13 protein-coding genes are annotated in these 16,956 nt (G+C 37.5%); 9 read left to right on the plus strand and 4 right to left on the minus strand.

The genetic code is table 11. The features are described from left to right. Positions 1-193: 193 nt before the first annotated feature. Positions 194-1,231 carry a potassium channel family protein gene (locus SKA34_RS03200; RefSeq protein WP_006644071.1) on the minus strand — a complete coding sequence of 346 codons (1,038 nt, stop codon included), beginning with the start codon at positions 1,229-1,231 and terminating at the stop codon, positions 194-196. Between the two features lie 400 nt (positions 1,232-1,631). Here SKA34_RS03200 and SKA34_RS03205 point away from each other — a divergent pair, with 400 nt between their 5' ends. Beyond that, a complete protein-coding gene (locus tag SKA34_RS03205) occupies positions 1,632-2,210 on the plus strand; it encodes a hypothetical protein (RefSeq protein WP_157044442.1) in 579 nt (192 codons plus the stop codon). 331 nt (positions 2,211-2,541) lie between these two features. Here SKA34_RS03205 and SKA34_RS03210 read toward each other — a convergent pair whose 3' ends face one another. Then, positions 2,542-2,874 carry a YnfA family protein gene (locus tag SKA34_RS03210; RefSeq protein WP_039859952.1) on the minus strand — a complete coding sequence of 111 codons (333 nt, stop codon included), beginning with the start codon at positions 2,872-2,874 and terminating at the stop codon, positions 2,542-2,544. Positions 2,875-3,698: 824 nt separating this feature from the next. On the opposite strand from SKA34_RS03210, the gene SKA34_RS03215 reads away from it, so the two are divergent. From SKA34_RS03215 to SKA34_RS03250, 7 genes are all read left to right on the plus strand, one after another. Then, positions 3,699-4,298, plus strand: a complete 600-nt coding sequence (locus SKA34_RS03215) for a LemA family protein (RefSeq protein WP_006644074.1) — start codon at positions 3,699-3,701, stop codon at positions 4,296-4,298. Further along, positions 4,298-5,056: a YgcG family protein gene (locus SKA34_RS03220; protein ID WP_006644075.1), complete on the plus strand. Its 759-nt coding sequence runs from the start codon at positions 4,298-4,300 to the stop codon at positions 5,054-5,056. The genes SKA34_RS03215 and SKA34_RS03220 overlap by 1 nt, the downstream gene beginning before the upstream one ends. Positions 5,057-5,058: 2 nt before the next feature. Then, a complete protein-coding gene (locus SKA34_RS03225) occupies positions 5,059-5,676 on the plus strand; it encodes a TPM domain-containing protein (protein ID WP_006644076.1) in 618 nt (205 codons plus the stop codon). A 291-nt stretch (positions 5,677-5,967) separates the two neighbouring features. After that, on the plus strand, positions 5,968-6,792 hold the full coding sequence (locus tag SKA34_RS03230) for a GIN domain-containing protein (RefSeq protein ID WP_006644077.1): 825 nt from the start codon (positions 5,968-5,970) through the stop codon (positions 6,790-6,792). A gap of 166 nt (positions 6,793-6,958) precedes the next feature. Then, positions 6,959-8,032 carry an acyltransferase gene (locus SKA34_RS03235; protein ID WP_006644078.1) on the plus strand — a complete coding sequence of 358 codons (1,074 nt, stop codon included), beginning with the start codon at positions 6,959-6,961 and terminating at the stop codon, positions 8,030-8,032. A gap of 638 nt (positions 8,033-8,670) precedes the next feature. Continuing rightward, positions 8,671-10,773, plus strand: coding sequence for a S9 family peptidase (locus tag SKA34_RS03240; protein WP_006644079.1), 2,103 nt, complete (start codon positions 8,671-8,673; stop codon positions 10,771-10,773). Between the two features lie 911 nt (positions 10,774-11,684). After that, positions 11,685-12,614, plus strand: coding sequence for a VirK/YbjX family protein (locus SKA34_RS03250; RefSeq protein ID WP_006644081.1), 930 nt, complete (start codon positions 11,685-11,687; stop codon positions 12,612-12,614). A gap of 297 nt (positions 12,615-12,911) precedes the next feature. Here the strand turns inward: SKA34_RS03250 and SKA34_RS03255 are convergent, their stop codons facing one another. Further along, positions 12,912-13,316 carry a DUF2007 domain-containing protein gene (locus SKA34_RS03255; RefSeq protein ID WP_006644082.1) on the minus strand — a complete coding sequence of 135 codons (405 nt, stop codon included), beginning with the start codon at positions 13,314-13,316 and terminating at the stop codon, positions 12,912-12,914. 112 nt (positions 13,317-13,428) lie between these two features. After that, the gene (gene ppsA, locus SKA34_RS03260; RefSeq protein ID WP_006644083.1) at positions 13,429-15,807 is read right to left on the minus strand and encodes a phosphoenolpyruvate synthase; all 2,379 of its coding nucleotides are present in this window, start codon (positions 15,805-15,807) and stop codon (positions 13,429-13,431) included. A 173-nt stretch (positions 15,808-15,980) separates the two neighbouring features. On the opposite strand from ppsA, the gene SKA34_RS03265 reads away from it, so the two are divergent. Continuing rightward, positions 15,981-16,814 (plus strand): pyruvate, water dikinase regulatory protein, encoded by an 834-nt coding sequence (locus tag SKA34_RS03265; protein ID WP_006644084.1) that lies wholly within the window; start codon positions 15,981-15,983, stop codon positions 16,812-16,814. The last annotated feature ends 142 nt before the right edge of the window (positions 16,815-16,956 follow it).

The raw sequence follows: 16,956 nt of genomic DNA on the forward strand, positions 1-16,956 counted from the left end.
CCAAGAAGAGATAAGCGCCAATGCTAAACGTGATAGTGAATGTGCAATTAAATTAATGCAGTGAGTATGCCAACATGAAGGAATAAAATATTATCATTAAATAACATATGGTTAGATATTTCTCTTTTACTTTTTAATTCTATCGCAATCCCCATAGCACCAAAATAATGCTTCATTGCACAATGATGAGTCATCAAGATGCAGGCTCTGGCCACGTCATATCATCAACACGTTCATCCGCAATATAAAATAGACGAGTAGCAGGAGTAATAGACTGGTTTAATGGTGGATTGACTTGAATACCCTTACCATCTTCATAAGCAATAAGGATAGCATCGTGCTGATATTTAAAATGCTCAAACAATAGCGCGAAAGTCGTTGATTGTTGTGTCGTAGGATAATCAATCGCATATTGAGTCATACCCTTATCCGTGCTTAATAGCTCTTGATGAAGCAAACTCGACCCCGGATCGACGGCTGATTTCGCAAGCATTTCAATCGCAACCGAAGGAATACATTCCGCATTAGGACAATGAAGCTTTAATAAATCACTCAGTCCCTCATCATCAAAATAAGCCAGTAAATGTGCACTTGGATTACGACCTGCCGCAAATAAGGCTGCAGTTAAGGTTACATCGTCATGTAGCGCATCAACAATAATACAACTGGCTTTATCTATGCTGGTGCGTGCCATTTCTTCTGCACTGGTATAGCTAGTAACACGGACAAATTCAATTTTATCAGGCATAGGATTTTCGATTTCAGAACGCGTACATAACACAATAGTCCGACGCCCTGCTTCTTCATGTAATAACATTCGTAACATGCTAAGCGTTCGATTTTCATTCCAACCTAACAGTAAAATATGCTGATCCATTTGAAGACTCCTTTTTCCTAACATGCCACGTCGCCAAACACTCACAAACAAGGTTGCTACCCGACCAACAACAATGGCAAATAACCCTAAACCACCCGGAATAATAAATAGCGCAGCCATCCATTTACCTAATGCGGTTTCAGGGGAATGATCGCCATAGCCCACAGTAGAAGCAGTTACGACTAAGTAATAAAAGAAAGTGGAGAAAGAACTACTTAATTGTTTTTCACCCACAAGAAACAGTAGCAACCAGCTTATTAAGATATATAGACCCGTAAGAACTGCAATATTTCGCCCAGTTAATTGAGAGAAATATTTAACGGTGATCCGTTGTAGATATAACCACAGCCCCATATTCACCCCACACTTAAATAAATATAACCCTCGTATTTAAGCGTAGCTTGTAAAAGGTAAATATTTAAAAGACGTGCTTAATTTGTAAATCATTTAAACCCCATTCAAAGAAAATAACTAAAAACAACCACCAATAATGAAACATTAAATACTACAAAATACTCACAACAACGTCTTTAATTAGCATTTAATTCTATTATCGATTGCTGTATATTGCTTTTCTTTATCAGTATGAGGATATTAATCTCCGTGTTAATTTAACAATGAATATCTTCGTCTTCATATTCAATTCATGTTTGTCATTTCTTTGTGATAGTAGCTTTACCCTTGCTCAAGTCTATTTACAGCCCTAGACACCTCGTTTATTGTCTGCAATAAAACAACAGCCAATTACATAGTTATGAAGAAATATGGACTTATAGGCGCAGTAGCACTGATTATGATTTGCTGCTTTTATTACAATAAAGCCGAGCAACCGACGGCTAATATTGCGCATTTTTCTAAGCAAGAAAAATCACTGCAATCAAAGTTAGAACTTGATATAAACCAAACCATTCTAGAGCAAGCAAAAAAGTGTATTAATAAAACACCAACAAGAAAAAACTTTCACTGCCCTATTGATATCAATACAGCGGCAATCGCAATAAATGGAAAACTCAACATTATACGAACAGGTAACCATTACGATATTCATACCACAGATTTTGTTTATAACGATAAAGCAAGAAAAATGCAGACCTCAGTAACCACTGAAGATAAGGGCTTTTATCAAATTAACGATGCATTACAAATTGTGAACTATCGCCTTACTTTTCAGCAAGGTGATAAAGATTGGTATAGTGAATCAACCAAGCCATTTACGTTTTCAGAGTCTTCAGCAAATGCGATCAAAATTGTAAAAGGCTCAGCAAGAAACTATGGTTGTAACAACTCCTATTTTGATTGGCATTCAAACAATCAGAAGGTCTTAAACGCCTAATATCAAGCAACCCAATTACTTTCCCTGATTGGGTGCTTGAGATACCTTTGCGATTCATAACAATGGGTTTTATAGCTACATTTTTGTTGGGTAGTTAAGATGCGACAGAGTCGCTCGGTGACATAATTAAGTTAGTTAAATAGCTAACTCATTTGTGAACAAAACCTTGTTAGACAGCCAGTTCAATTTGGATTGTTTAATATTAAGAAAAATAAGGGTAACGCTCGACTTCTTTTAGACATTACCCTTTATTATATTTCCTTATATAAGGTAGCTTGGGCTTGCCCTACACTTCGAATAGGTGTCGCTGTGCGACACATATCCTTATCTGTTATGTGGTTCTGGGCGCGAACATTATGATTGCCATACCCAACAGTGCTACTGACACGCCTAGTACATCCCATAAACTAGGACGAATACCATCTACTACCCAAAGCCATAAGATGGCTACAAAAATATAGACTCCACCATACGCCGCATAAACTCTACCCGCTGCTGTTGGGTGAAGAGATAGCAGCCATGCGAATAACGCTAAGAAGAATGCAGCCGGAACTAAAAGCCAAACCGACTTGTCCTCTTTTAACCAGAGATAGGGTAAGTAACAGCCAAGTATTTCCGCAATCGCCGTAACAAAGAACAAGCCGATTGTTTTAAATTCTACCAATTGATTTTCTCCGTTTTTATGCAACCACATAACAGTATATTAATAAGCATTCTTACTTTCGCGCAAAAACATACTCATAAAATACCTTTATCATACTCGATATACTCTTATATATATCATGACGTTGATAGTGCTTTTTTACACTAAGCGCTTTGTGAGAGGATGTGAAAAGTAAGAAATGTATTTAATACAATATGAAATTTATTAATTTTCAATTGTTTATGGCTTCACTTCCGTTTTTAACAAGAAATATTTCTTATTAAAAACAGAACTCATACGATAAAATCACCACGGGTCATTAAACTGTTTATATATACAGAAAATGAAACTAATCCAAAATCACGTTATCATGATATGAATGAGTATCTGTTCTAAGTAACTTTGGGGCAATTTTGAGTTGGATGGATAGATCATTCATGTGTGATAGCTAATTCATAATGTAGAAAGACATCTTTTCAGCATGACGGATGTTGTTGTATCTCTCCCCTTTAACTTCAATTCGCAAATTTAACTTCAATTCGCAAAAAATCGCGACAACAAAAGAAATACGCTTTCTCTACATACAACATCCAACGCTTCAGCGGTTAACAAGCAAGATAGGTATTACACATTTAGATGTGTATAACACCTAACCTTCTCCTTTATTTTCTCAATAATTATTACGTCTTATTGATTTTTTATACTAAAAATAACAATGACATATTTATGATAATTATTTAATTTTATTTATACTTAACATGTATAAACTCCATTATTTTGCATTGTTCAATTATCAATAAACAACGTAAATGTAATCATGACCATACATAATAGAAGGGATACGAATGTTTAATTTTCCAAAAATACTGAAATGGGTATTTAGATTAGCTTTACTGCTCCAACTGACCGGTTGCGGTATCAATACAATTCCCACGCTCGATGAACAAGTAAATGCAGACTGGGCACAAGTTGAAAATAATTACCAACGCCGTGCTGATTTGATCCCGAACCTTGTAGCAACGGTGAAAGGCTATGCGAGCCATGAGAAAGAGACATTAACAGCCGTTACAGAAGCGCGAGCAAAAGTCTCGTCAATGCAGGTAACCCCTGAAACATTAAATAACCCTGAAGCGTTTAAAAAGTTTGAAGCGGCCCAAGGAGAATTAAGCAGTGCGCTATCTCGTTTAATGGTTGTGTCTGAGCGTTATCCTGATTTAAAAGCCAACGAGCAATTTATCGCACTTCAAGCGCAACTTGAAGGCACAGAAAACCGTATTGCCGTTGCTCGTCGTGATTACATTAATAGCGTTAAAGCCTTTAATACAGAAATTCGTACTTTCCCAGGTCGTATCTGGCATTGGATCATGTATAGCGATTTAACCGTTAAACCAAACTTCTCAGCAACGACACCCAATGCTGATGTTGCACCTAAGGTAGCATTCTAATGATAAAAAAAGTCCTGTATTTTACCGGACTCTTGTTGCTAGTTAGCCAAGTTTGCTTTGCACAACCCACCTTTCCAAAACTGACGGGACGTGTGGTGGATGATGCGCATATCCTTAATGCTTCGCAAACAAAACAACTAGATCAACTGCTTGCGGATGAAGAGAAACGATCTTCAAACCAAGTCGTTGTTGTTACCATTCCATCAACAGATGGGATCCCTATTGCAGATTACGGGTATCAACTCGGACGCAAATGGGGTATTGGCAATAAAGAGCATGACAACGGTGTGCTTTTAATTGTTGCCTATAACGACAAGAAAATTCGGATAGAAGTCGGTTATGGCTTAGAAGGCGCACTACCAGATGCGACAGCTATTAGTATCATCAACCACGAAATAAAACCGGAGTTTAAATCAGGACAATTTGCCAAAGGGATTGAGAATGGTGTCTTAGCGATCCTTAGTGCAATTAAAGGTGAATATAAGCCTGTAGCTCAAGAAGAAAAGCCGTCTTATGATCTTTACCTATTCATACTCTTTGTCATCGTGATTCAAATTATCGCCTTTAGCCGACGTAGAAGTAATCATTCACAATACTATCGTCGTAATGGTGATGTATTCACCAGTGGTGGCTTTGGTTCGGGGAATTTCCCTCGCTCGGGCGGTAATGGTGGCGGCTTTGGCGGAGGCAGTAGTGGCGGTGGTTTTAGTGGCGGCGGCGGTGGATTTGGCGGCGGTGGCGCATCAGGAGGATGGTAAATATGAAATTATTTACTAATGAACAACTAGAAACAATCAGCCAAGCAATTGGGGAAATTGAAAAAACAACCGATGCTGAATTAATGACTGTTGTTGCGACTAAAGCCGACGACTATTATTTTGTACCGACATTATGGGCAGCAATTATTGCGTTATTTATTCCTGCCCTACTCAATTTCTTACCTTTTTGGTTAGAGTTAAACGACGTCCTATTATGCCAGTTAGTCGGCTTTATCGCGTTTACCTTGTTATTTAGGATCCCTGCGATTAAATATCGTCTGGTGCCAAAAGCAGTGAAACATCGTCGTGCTAGCCTTGTGGCAAGAGAGCAATTTCTCGCCAATGGTATTCATCGTACCAAGCAGCATTTAGGCGTGATGATTTTTGTTTGTGAAGCCGAACATTACGTTGAAATCTTAACGGATTTCGGTATTAGTGAACAAATCAGTGATGATGCATGGAGCTCTATTGTTGCTGATTTCACAACCAATGTTCGCGCAGGAAAAACCTATGAAGGCTTTCTACAGTGCTTAGAGCAATCAAGCAAGTTACTGGCTAATGCTTATCCATTAACTGAAAATAAAAATGAGTTACCTAATTGCTTAGTCGTGATTAGTTAATCTCAGATACCACAACCCAAAGGCGCTCACTGAGCGCCTTTTTCTTTATTACCATTTTGATGTGTATATAGGCATTTAGGCACATCTCGGCAGCAACGTATTAAATTGCTGAATCAGTGTTTCGCCCTAACATCACGCCCCATTATTTGTTAACTAAACAATATTGTATGTATCATTTAGTTACATTATTTTACACTCCCTTGGCAATTTTTAACAAAATAACACTATATTTTTTGTTTAACGTACACAGCTACGTTGTATGCAGTAATTATACGATTAAAAGGACATCCGATGAAAAAAAGTTCACTTTTCGTAACAGTGCTCCTGGCTGTTGGTACCCTCTCTTTTTCAAAAGCTATGGCTGAAACCGTAACAATGCATGAGGATATTCAAGGGATTTCCAAGATCGCTTTAACTTCAGCGGGGGATCTTTTCATCAAGCAAGGGAATAAGGACTCTCTAAGAATAGAGATCGATAAGGCACTCGTACCTGAACTTGACGTATCTAAAACTCGGAACACGCTCAATTTAAACCTAAAACATAGTAATAACTATCAGCCTAACTCGGTGAAATACTATGTTGTTATGAAAGACATCACAGAGATTAGTACAAAGAACTCAGGAAAAGTTGTTATTTCTTCTAACATCAAGGCAAAAGATTTTGATTTAAATGTCGAAAATAGCGGTAGCATTTCGGCTGAACAAATTAATGTCAGTGATTCAAGCAACATTAGACTTGCTAATAGCGGTAGTATTTCAGTTGGAAATTTAAATACAAATAATTTCCATCTTAGCCTTAAAAATAGTGGGTCAATTGATATCAGCAAACTGAATGCAAATAACCTTGATTCATCACTTGCCAATAGTGGTTCCATTAATATTTCAGAAGGTAAGGTAAATTTGCAAACGATTAAACTTGAGAACTCAGGAACATACAAATCAGGCGTCCAAGCTAGTCATGCTGATATTGATATTTCAGGCTCTGGAAGTGTTTATGCCGATGTAAAAGATCAGGCTTCAGTCAATATTTCAGGTAGTGGTGATCTCTATCTTACAGGATCACCTGCGCTTAAATCGGTATCTATAACAGGATCAGGGCAAATACACTCAATGTAAGCCGACCCATTAATCTTATCTACGAGAATCCTCATTAGCATGTTATTCGATAAAAACAATAAACAACTGATTTAAATTAGAAAAACGCTCGTATAAACCAGCGTTTTTTTATTCTTATCATGCTGTCTTTTTGGGGTTTTAAAAAAGTTAAAAAAACAGGAAACGAATGAATAATTCAATAGAAGCTAAGCGCTACGACTACCTGGATAATATCAAGTGGGTGTTGACGATAATTGTAATTTTGCATCACAGTGCAATGACGGCTAGTCTGGAGCCTATTGGTTACAATTTGCCCCCTGTCCAAGAATCAATGCAATATCAATATGGGATTTTAGGCACATTTCTGGGCATCAACCAGTCATTTTTTATGTCGCTGTTTTTCTTTATATCAGCCTACTTCGTGATACCCTCCTTTGAGCACAAAGGGGCTGGAAAGTTTATGTTGGATAAACTAAAACGCCTCGGGATCCCTACTTTAATGACCTTGCTTGTGATCTTTCCAATGATGTCACTTGACTTTGCCACATCAAACATTAAAGGCCTTTTCCTTACCGCAAATATTGTATTAGGCGTCACGTGGTTCTGTTGGACCTTGATTGTATTTAGCGCGGTATTTGCATTGTTCCAAGTTGTTAGTACAGGGAATCAGAAGGTTGAAGCTGATAAACCTTTTCCGGCGCTTTGGAAGATCTTGCTGTTTGCCGTAATCGTGATTCCATTCAATTTCTTTGGCTTATACCTGATGGATACGCTAGGTAGTGATTTCTTAGGCTTTCATCTCCTTAAATATTTCCCGATGTATATCAGTATGTTTTACTTTGGTATTCTGGCTTATAAATACCAGTGGCTGGATAAGCTGGAATTGAAACACGCCTTTTATGGGATCCTAATGTGGCTTATAGCTAAAGCATTCATCGAACCGATAGCTTCCGGCTATGGTTTTGATGCAGATATGGTTACCCGAGGATTTACCGTGATAGGGATGTCGATGTTTCTACTCTATTGCTTCAAAAAGCTATTCAATACAAAGGGAAAATGGAGTTCAATGCTGACCCGTACCGCTTTTGCTGCTTACGTTGTACAGAATCTCCCAATGAAATATACCGCAGATTTTTATCAGTCTTTCATGACCCAGACTCCCTTAATTAATTTTGTCGTTATTGCTATTCCTTCGGTGATAGGCTCTTTTGCGATTGGCTACCTTATTTGCAAGACACCCATCCTCAAACGTATCTTCTGAACAAGCTAAACATGTGACTCTGTCATCGGGTGACAGAGTCACAGCCCATCAGATTTATTACTCGTATGACCTACAGTAGTTGTCACAGACTAATCCACCTTCACTATGCCGCCGATCACGATAGTCCCAGCAACAACTCCTAAGGCTATAATCCATGCACTCTTCATAAAAGTTCATATAATCAATTACTTATATTTATTACATTAGTCTTGAGCAAAACTCATTTAGTGAGTTAAACCACGTTATTTCGTTTTTTAAAGCCCAAAAGACTGCATGAGCAAAAAACACTCCACTTAATAAATAAAACATATTAAAAACAATGAGTTAAAACTCTCACGTATATATGAAAGAATTACACATATTACTGTTTCATATAAATAAAACACAACATATTTGATATTACTTTTTACCTTAATTCTACGATTTAAGTTCTAAGGATTGAAAAATAGAGAATTACCCCAAGATATAGAATATAAGCAGAGCACAATAAAGCCATAAATGCATTCATATCGCTTTTATTCATGCCTAAATCTGTCTTAAAAAATAACAAAAATACAACACCTTAAGGCAATCGTTGTATCCTATTTTAAATTTTCTTTTATGCTCAATGAAAAGAAAATACTTGGAAGGACATTATTGTGAATACAAAAACAACAAACGTGGTTCATGCGTCTTCATTTAAAGCGCCAGTCGCAAAGAAAGTACCACATGAAATGACCATCCATAATGATACACGGACTGATAATTACTATTGGATGCGTGATGATAAACGCAGTGATCCTGAGATCATTGCACACTTAAACGCAGAAAACGCCTATACCGATGCTGTAATGGCACATACGGAAGCATTACAACAGCAGTTATTTGAAGAAATTAAAGGCCGTATTGTAAAAGATGATAATTCAGTCCCCGTAAAACAAGGCAATTACTTCTATTCCAGCGAAGTAACGGGTGATAATGAATATCCAATTTCAGTTCGAGCAGATGATTTCGCAGGAACGAATAAAACCATATTACTTGATATTAACGAACTGGCTAAAAACCACGAGTACTATAACGTTTCAAGCCTAAGCATTAGCCAAGATGAAAATTTACTGGCTTATGGTGAAGATACCGTTAGCCGTCGTATTTACACTATTAAAGTGAAGAACCTTACAACGGGTGAATACCTTACTGATGAAATCATAGGCACCAGTGGCTCTGTTGCATGGCAGAACGATAACAAAGCGTTTTACTACATCAAAAAAGATCCGCAAACCTTACTGGGTTTTCAAGTATTTCGTCACCAATTAGGTACAAACCAAACAGAAGACGTATTGATTTTTGAAGAAAAAGATCAAACGTTTTATACCTCCATAGGTAAAAGTAAAGATAACGATTTGGTGTATATTTGGCATTCAAGCACAGAAACTAGTGCCGTTTCTATTATTGATGCTAATGATCCATATGCCACAGCTAAGCCATTCTTAGCGCGTGAAGAAGGCTTAGAGTACAGTATTTCGAAACTTGGACAGCAATTTTACGTATTGACCAATTATAAGGCAGTTAACTTCCGCTTAATGAAGGTTGCGACCGATCAAATTGGCGATAAGTCAAAATGGCAAGATGTAATAGCGCCAGCTGAAGGTGTGATGCTGGAAGATTACGAGTTATTTGATAACTACCTTGTATACCAGCAACGTTCAAATGGCTTAACCCATGTGACAGTTCGTCAATTAGATAGCAATGAAGAACGTGAATTACACTTTAATGATGAAGCATTCACCGCTTTCTTCTATGGTAATAAAGAGTTAAATACCAACAAGCTACGTCTTTACTATTCCAGTATGACAACGCCAGCGTCTCACTTTGATATCAACCTTGATAACAGTGAGTTTGACCTTTTAAAACAGGCTGAAGTATTAGGTGATTTTGACGCTGATAGTTACAAATCTGAGCGCTTGATGATCAACGCTCGTGACGGTAAACAGGTACCTGTTTCTTTGGTTTACCGTAAAGATCTATTTAAAAAAGATGGCACCAATCCGCTTTATCAATATGGCTACGGTTCTTATGGTTCAACCATTGATCCAAGCTTTTCATCATCACGTTTAAGCTTGCTTGATCGTGGTTTTGTTTACGTGATTGCTCATATTCGTGGCTCTGAAATGTTAGGTCGTCCTTGGTATGAAGACGGTAAAAAACTCACCAAGCAAAACACCTTCAATGATTTTATTGATGTAACGAAAACACTAGTCGATCAAGGTTACGGTGCGAAAGATAAAATCTTTGCTGTTGGTGGCTCTGCAGGCGGTTTGTTAATGGGTGCTATTGCTAACCAAGCGCCTGAATTGTATTGCGGTATTGCAGCACAAGTGCCATTTGTTGATGTGGTAACAACCATGCTGGATGAGTCTATTCCATTAACGACAAACGAATATGACGAATGGGGTAACCCTAATCAAAAAGAGTATTACGAGTACATGTTAAGTTACTCACCATACGATAATGTTGGTCATCACGACTACCCAAATATGCTTGTGACAACAGGGCTACATGATTCACAGGTGCAATATTTTGAGCCGATGAAATGGGTAGCAAAATTACGTGAGATGAAAACAGACAACAATCGTTTACTGTTTAAAACCGATATGGAAGCAGGTCACGGCGGTGCATCAGGTCGCTTTAAAGCACTTCATGAAGATGCATTGGAATATGCCTTCTTCATCGACCTTTTAAATGAGAAAACGTTGAAGAATTAAGACGTTTCAATCGTTATAAAACATCAAAGCCAGCATATTCGCTGGCTTTTTTATTCAATTTGTATCGAATCAATCTGCTCAATACAAATTTTCTGTATATCACTGTCAGTTAAAGCAACTTGGGTTAAACCACACCAATGTGTGCTATCACCCAGTATTTGATTATGCATGCAAGTTTTACATAATCCGAAAGACTTGCACTGATTTTGCTTCTGCATAGCAGCTAAAAGGCTTACAAGCTATTGCTGTAATAGTTCGCCATCTAACCCACAATCCCCCCAGCTGTTTTGCCATACATTTTTCAAAAGTTGTGATGGTTGAGTTAAGTGACGGCGATAAAACTCTTCCCTTGCTCTGTGACAGTAAGATGGGGTATCCGTTTGTCATCAGGGTTAATGAAAGTGCTCATACGCCATCTTTTATCTTTATTATTCCGTTTACAGGGTATTTTCAATACTTACCTAAGTAAGCTATTTGGGATACAACATTTTAATAAATATCTTTGATACTTTATACATTTAAAAATCCTTAATTTAAAGCCACATCCTCGTATTAGCATGAGATAACTTATTATATTTCAGATAAAAATATAACGACTAAAAACGTCACTTTATTGATTTCATATTCATAAGATAAAAGACTAAATTAAAATTTCAACACTCTTACTCTTGTAATATATAGAAACAATTAAGTCATACCCCTTCATATAAACCCAGATTATAACGCCTCATATTAACACCTTTTCATCACTGTTAATGATAATTAACGATAAAACCATTTAGTTATAAGTATTAATCTTCTGTTCAGCCTTCATTAAACGAAACACTGTTTAATTAAGTTTTTAACTTTCAACTCTTATTACCAGAAAATACCCATACTAAAAATATAAATATATATAAGGTTTATCAAAAATGTCTCAACAAACCATCGCATCAAACACGGTACTTAAGCGTGGTTTATTTTTATCCAACATGCTTTATCCAAACATCAAAGGAATAGATAAAGTAAGAAAAAAATTTCGTCTCTATTGCTGGTGTGTTTTATCACCCAAAGTTACTGATGAACTAATGGACTACTTCGATGACCCATTACTCCAAGAATTAATAACGGTATATCCGTCATTTATTGAAAAACCACTTAAGCCATATGGCTGTGTTTCATGGGATAAAAAACAAAGAATGCAGATATTGAAAAAACATCTGCAATTTATGCTGAAAAACTTTTTTTCAAACCTTTTTAATATATACCAGCATGAAGGCCTTAAGTTATCTCAAATAACAGATAAAAATGACATCGTTTACAATATATATCTTGATGCAGGTTACTCAAGAGAAGGATCACTGGGCCTTACGCTCACCGATAGTAACGACACGCAATTATATTGTATTAGTTTTACCGTTGATCAAGAGCAAAGCCATTTACATATTGGCGCTTTACAAGGCCCAGACAGTGATATTGAGAACCGTCAAGAACTCATAAAAGAGCTAACAAAGGGGCTATATGGTTTACGCCCTAAGGCATTAATGGTGGAATTGGTCTTAATTTTTGCTAATGTTTATCAATTAAAAAACATTACCGCTGTCAGTAATAAAGGTCACATTTATCAAGCACTCCGTTATATCGGTTCAAAACGTAATGCTGTTAGCTGTGACTATGACCAGATATGGCAAGAATATCATGGAGTTAAACAAAGTAACGTAATCTATAAATTACCCTTATTACCGATACGAAAAGACTTAACCACCCTCAATCGTAATAAGCGCAAGCTTTATAAAAATCGTTATCAGTGGCTGGATGAACTAAAACAAGCATTACCGTTAGCACTTAAATCGTTAAATTAATAAAAATCAGCATGAGTGATAGTTATTATTACTCATGCTGATTTTATTAGAAACCTTGTCGCTAAATGATAATAAAAGAAAAACCTCTTCAAACAGATATATCGAGCTATTTAATAGGATAATCAACTAACCTTCAAAAACGTGATTATATTTAAAATAGCAAGGTTAGATACGTGAATAGGAGTGAAAAACGACAGAGTTAGAATGATTCAACTAAACTATCAAATAAAGATTCTTTTAAAACAGAATTAACAGCTTACTGATAAGTAATAGCATTGACAATAATAATAAATAGTTTTACAACTTCTTACTGAATTTACCGCACTGGTTACATTTATAACCATGTTGATATGTAAACAAAGGAAAACCAACCACAATAAACATTAAAAATGCTGGGCGCTTACCTTTCGTATAAGTAACTACATCATTACTACCGCAATAAGTACAATGGTCATGTTCGCTATCATCAGATGGTATTTGTTCTTCTAGCGCATCAGAAAAATCACTTTCAAGCAGCACTCTCGCTGACTCTATATCTTTTTCTTCTACCATTAAACGCACTCCCCCCATTGCATTAGAATAGAGCCATTGCGTATTGACCGTAAATTCGTCGGCAAGGTAGCAGTGAATACCTGCACTTTCTAGATTGGCTTTCGCTATATTCGCTTCATGTACAAATGAAAATCTCTCAACAACAACCATATGTCCTCCTAACTTAGGTGTACAGTATTTAATTTTCAATCCGCTATAAAAAAAGCTCTGATCAATAATCAGAGCTTAATTTTACCTTTACTAACTAAACCTAACCTGTCAGTTAATGATTTTTATTTACATCACCTAACTTTAACCAAGTATCGATCACAGTATCAGGGTTTAACGATACTGAACTAATACCTTGCTCCATTAGCCATTTCGCTAAATCATCATGGTCTGATGGTCCTTGACCACAAATACCAACGTACTTACCCGCTTTCGTTGCCGCATCAATCGCCATTTTCAGCATTGCTTTAACCGCAGGGTTACGCTCATCAAAGAGATGTGCAACATCACCTGAATCACGATCCAAACCAAGCGTTAGCTGCGTCATATCGTTAGAGCCAATCGAGAAACCATCAAAGTATTTTAAGAAATCATCCGCCAGTACGGCGGCATTTGATGGCAGTTCACACATCATGATCACTTTCAAACCTTGGTCGCCACGACGTAAATCATTTTTAGCCAGTAACTCAATAACCGATGCAGCTTCACTAGGCGTACGTACAAACGGGATCATAATTTCAACGTTCTTTAAACCCATTTCATTACGAACACGCTTCATCGCTTGTGTTTCAAGTTCAAAGCAATCTTCAAATACCGGTGATATATAACGAGAAGCACCACGGAAACCTAACATTGGGTTTTCTTCATGGGGTTCAAATTCTTTACCACCAATTAAGTTACTGTACTCATTCGATTTGAAATCAGACATACGAACAATCACGCGCTTAGGCCAGAACGCCGCAGCAATGGTAGAAATGCCTTCAGTTAACTTACTAACATAAAAATCAATCGGATCGTTATAGCCCTTAATTTTCTCTTGAATTTGCGCTTTTAACTCATCACTTTGCGTATCAAAGTTCAATAATGCTTTCGGGTGAATACCAATCATTTTATTGATGATAAATTCTAAGCGCGCTAAACCTACGCCTTCATTGGGTAACTGCGCAAAATCAAACGCACGTTCTGGATTACCTACGTTCATCATCACTTTGGTTGGTAATATTGGTAATTCATCTACCGCAGAGCGTCGAACTTCATAGTTCAATTCACCTTGGTAAACATAACCTGTTTCACCTTCCGCGCACGAAGCAGTAATCGTTGTGCCATCTTTTAATACTTCAGTTGCATTACCACAACCAACAATCGCAGGGATACCCAATTCACGGGCAATAATCGCAGCATGACAAGTACGACCGCCACGGTTAGTAATAATCGCTGAAGCACGCTTCATCACAGGTTCCCAATCAGGATCTGTCATATCAGTCACGAGTACGTCCCCTTCCTGTACCAGTGACATTTGATCAAGCGAATCAACCAAGCGTACTTTACCGCTGCCAATACGTTGACCAATAGCGCGGCCTTCTAATAAAACATCCGCTTTATTGTTCAACTCATAACGTTCAATTACATTTTGAGACTCTTGCGAACAGACCGTTTCAGGACGTGCTTGAACAATATATAGCTTGCCATCAATACCATCTTTAGCCCATTCAATATCCATCGGACGTTGATAGTGATTTTCAATGATCATCGCTTGTTTAGCAAGCTCTTTAATTTCTTCATCATTGATTGAAAAATTCTGTTGCTCTTCAGATGATGTATCAACAATATCGACTTGCTTACCAATCTCCTGGTTATCTGAATAGATCATCTTGATCAATTTAGAACCAAAGTTTTTTCTTACAATCGGTGCATTGCCAGCTTCAAGCATTGGTTTATGGACATAAAACTCATCAGGGTTAACAGCTCCCTGAACCACCATTTCACCTAACCCCCAAGATGAGGTTATAAATACCACTTGGTCAAAGCCAGATTCAGTATCAAGCGTAAACATTACCCCTGATGCTGCTTTATCAGAGCGTACCATGCGCTGAATACCCGCAGACAGTGCAATACCCTTATGATCAAAACCTTGGTGAACACGGTAAGAAATAGCGCGGTCATTAAACAATGACGCATACACATGCTTCGTTGCTTCTAAAACTGCATCAACGCCTTTAACATTAAGAAATGTTTCTTGTTGCCCCGCAAAGGAAGCATCTGGTAAATCTTCTGCGGTCGCAGATGAACGAACCGCTACAGAAAGTGCTTGATTACCCTCAATCAATTCAAGGTAATCATGACGGATGCTCTCTTCGAGTTTACTTGGAAACGGCGCATCTAAAATCCAATTTCGGATTATTGCCCCTGTTTCACGTAGCGCATCTACGTCATTAACATCAAGAGTATCTAGCAAATCGTAAATACGATCATTTAGCCCTTCATACTCTAAAAACTCATGAAATGCGAAAGAGGTAGTCGCGAAGCCGTTAGGAACAGACACTCCCGCATTTGAAAGGTTTGATACCATTTCACCGAGCGAGGCATTCTTACCGCCAACTTGGTTCACATCGTTCATCGATAATGTATTGAACCAAAGGGTGTGCTTTTGCATGTGTTTCTCCAACAATAATCAACTACCATGTAAAGAAAATGCAAACGTTTGCTTAAGAAAGTAAAAAATTTTCACTTTTAAGTCAGGTTGTGGACTTGGTAGCAAAACGTTTGAACTCTTTTCTATACCTTAACTGCATCTTATCTAAATTTATTTTATAATTTAAACTTATTATGCATACCAAAATTAAAACTCGTGACGTATTCTACATTTCTGATGGAACAGCGATTACTTGTCAGACCGTTGGTCACGCAGTCCTCGCTCAATTCCCAGTTAAAGTCAATGAGAAAACCTTCCCTTTTATTGAAAATGCGCACAAAGTCACTGAGGTGCTTAAGGAGATTGATCGATCTTTTTTAGCGACGGGAGAAAAGCCTTTAATTTTCTTCTCTATGGTCGTGCCAGAAATCAAACAACAGCTATTGTCAGCCAATGCTCTGTTCTACGATGTATTACAAACCATGGTCAATTTCGTTGCTGATGATCTACAGCTAGAGCCAAAGCCACAACTGCAACGCTCACACAGTGTTGGTAAGGATCAAGACGGTTATTTTGATCGAATAGCGGCCATCGAATACACCCTTTCCCACGATGACGGTATATCTCTTCGTGGTTTAGAAGAAGCTGATTTGATATTACTTGGCGTGTCACGCAGTGGGAAAACACCCACCAGCCTTTACATGGCAATGCAATTTGGTTTAAGAGTGGTGAACTACCCATTTATTGCCGAAGATCTTGCTAAACTCCGTTTACTGCCTGAATTTGAAATTCACCGCCATAAGCTTTTTGGCTTAACCATAGATCCAGAAAGATTAACAGAAATCCGCAACAACAGGCTCGCCAATAGTGATTATGCAAGTGAAAGTCAGTGTGAGTCTGAATTGTTCAGTGTTGAGAGTTTATTTCGAAGAGAAGCGATCCCTTATATCAATACATCCAGTATGTCCGTCGAAGAGATCTCAACCAGAATATTAGAAAGAACAGGATTAAAGCGCCGACTGTTTTAATACTTAATTAAAAACTTAGAAAAAGAAAATGAAGCTCTGAATACATAACCGTAAACAGAGCTCTTATTGATTCAATCACAACGAGTCAGAAGAAATATTTGTTAATTCCTGCTGTTGTACTTAAATGAGAACCAAAGGTTAC

The sequence above is a fragment of the Photobacterium sp. SKA34 genome, assembly GCF_000153325.1.
GTDB lineage: Bacteria > Pseudomonadota > Gammaproteobacteria > Enterobacterales > Vibrionaceae > Photobacterium.

Bases quoted from the DNA above. Each gene is read 5' to 3' on its own strand.
- SKA34_RS03205 (WP_157044442.1), top strand. From the start codon at position 1,632: ATGAAGAAATATGGACTTATAGGCGCAGTAGCACTGATTATGATTTGC.
- SKA34_RS03235 (WP_006644078.1), top strand. From the start codon at position 6,959: ATGAATAATTCAATAGAAGCTAAGCGCTACGACTACCTGGATAATATC.
- SKA34_RS03225 (WP_006644076.1), top strand. From the start codon at position 5,059: ATGAAATTATTTACTAATGAACAACTAGAAACAATCAGCCAAGCAATT.
- SKA34_RS03220 (WP_006644075.1), top strand. From the start codon at position 4,298: ATGATAAAAAAAGTCCTGTATTTTACCGGACTCTTGTTGCTAGTTAGC.
- ppsA (WP_006644083.1), bottom strand. From the start codon at position 15,807: ATGCAAAAGCACACCCTTTGGTTCAATACATTATCGATGAACGATGTG.
- SKA34_RS03200 (WP_006644071.1), bottom strand. From the start codon at position 1,231: ATGGGGCTGTGGTTATATCTACAACGGATCACCGTTAAATATTTCTCT.
- SKA34_RS03230 (WP_006644077.1), top strand. From the start codon at position 5,968: ATGAAAAAAAGTTCACTTTTCGTAACAGTGCTCCTGGCTGTTGGTACC.
- SKA34_RS03255 (WP_006644082.1), bottom strand. From the start codon at position 13,316: ATGGTTGTTGTTGAGAGATTTTCATTTGTACATGAAGCGAATATAGCG.
- SKA34_RS03215 (WP_006644074.1), top strand. From the start codon at position 3,699: ATGTTTAATTTTCCAAAAATACTGAAATGGGTATTTAGATTAGCTTTA.
- SKA34_RS03250 (WP_006644081.1), top strand. From the start codon at position 11,685: ATGTCTCAACAAACCATCGCATCAAACACGGTACTTAAGCGTGGTTTA.
- SKA34_RS03265 (WP_006644084.1), top strand. From the start codon at position 15,981: ATGCATACCAAAATTAAAACTCGTGACGTATTCTACATTTCTGATGGA.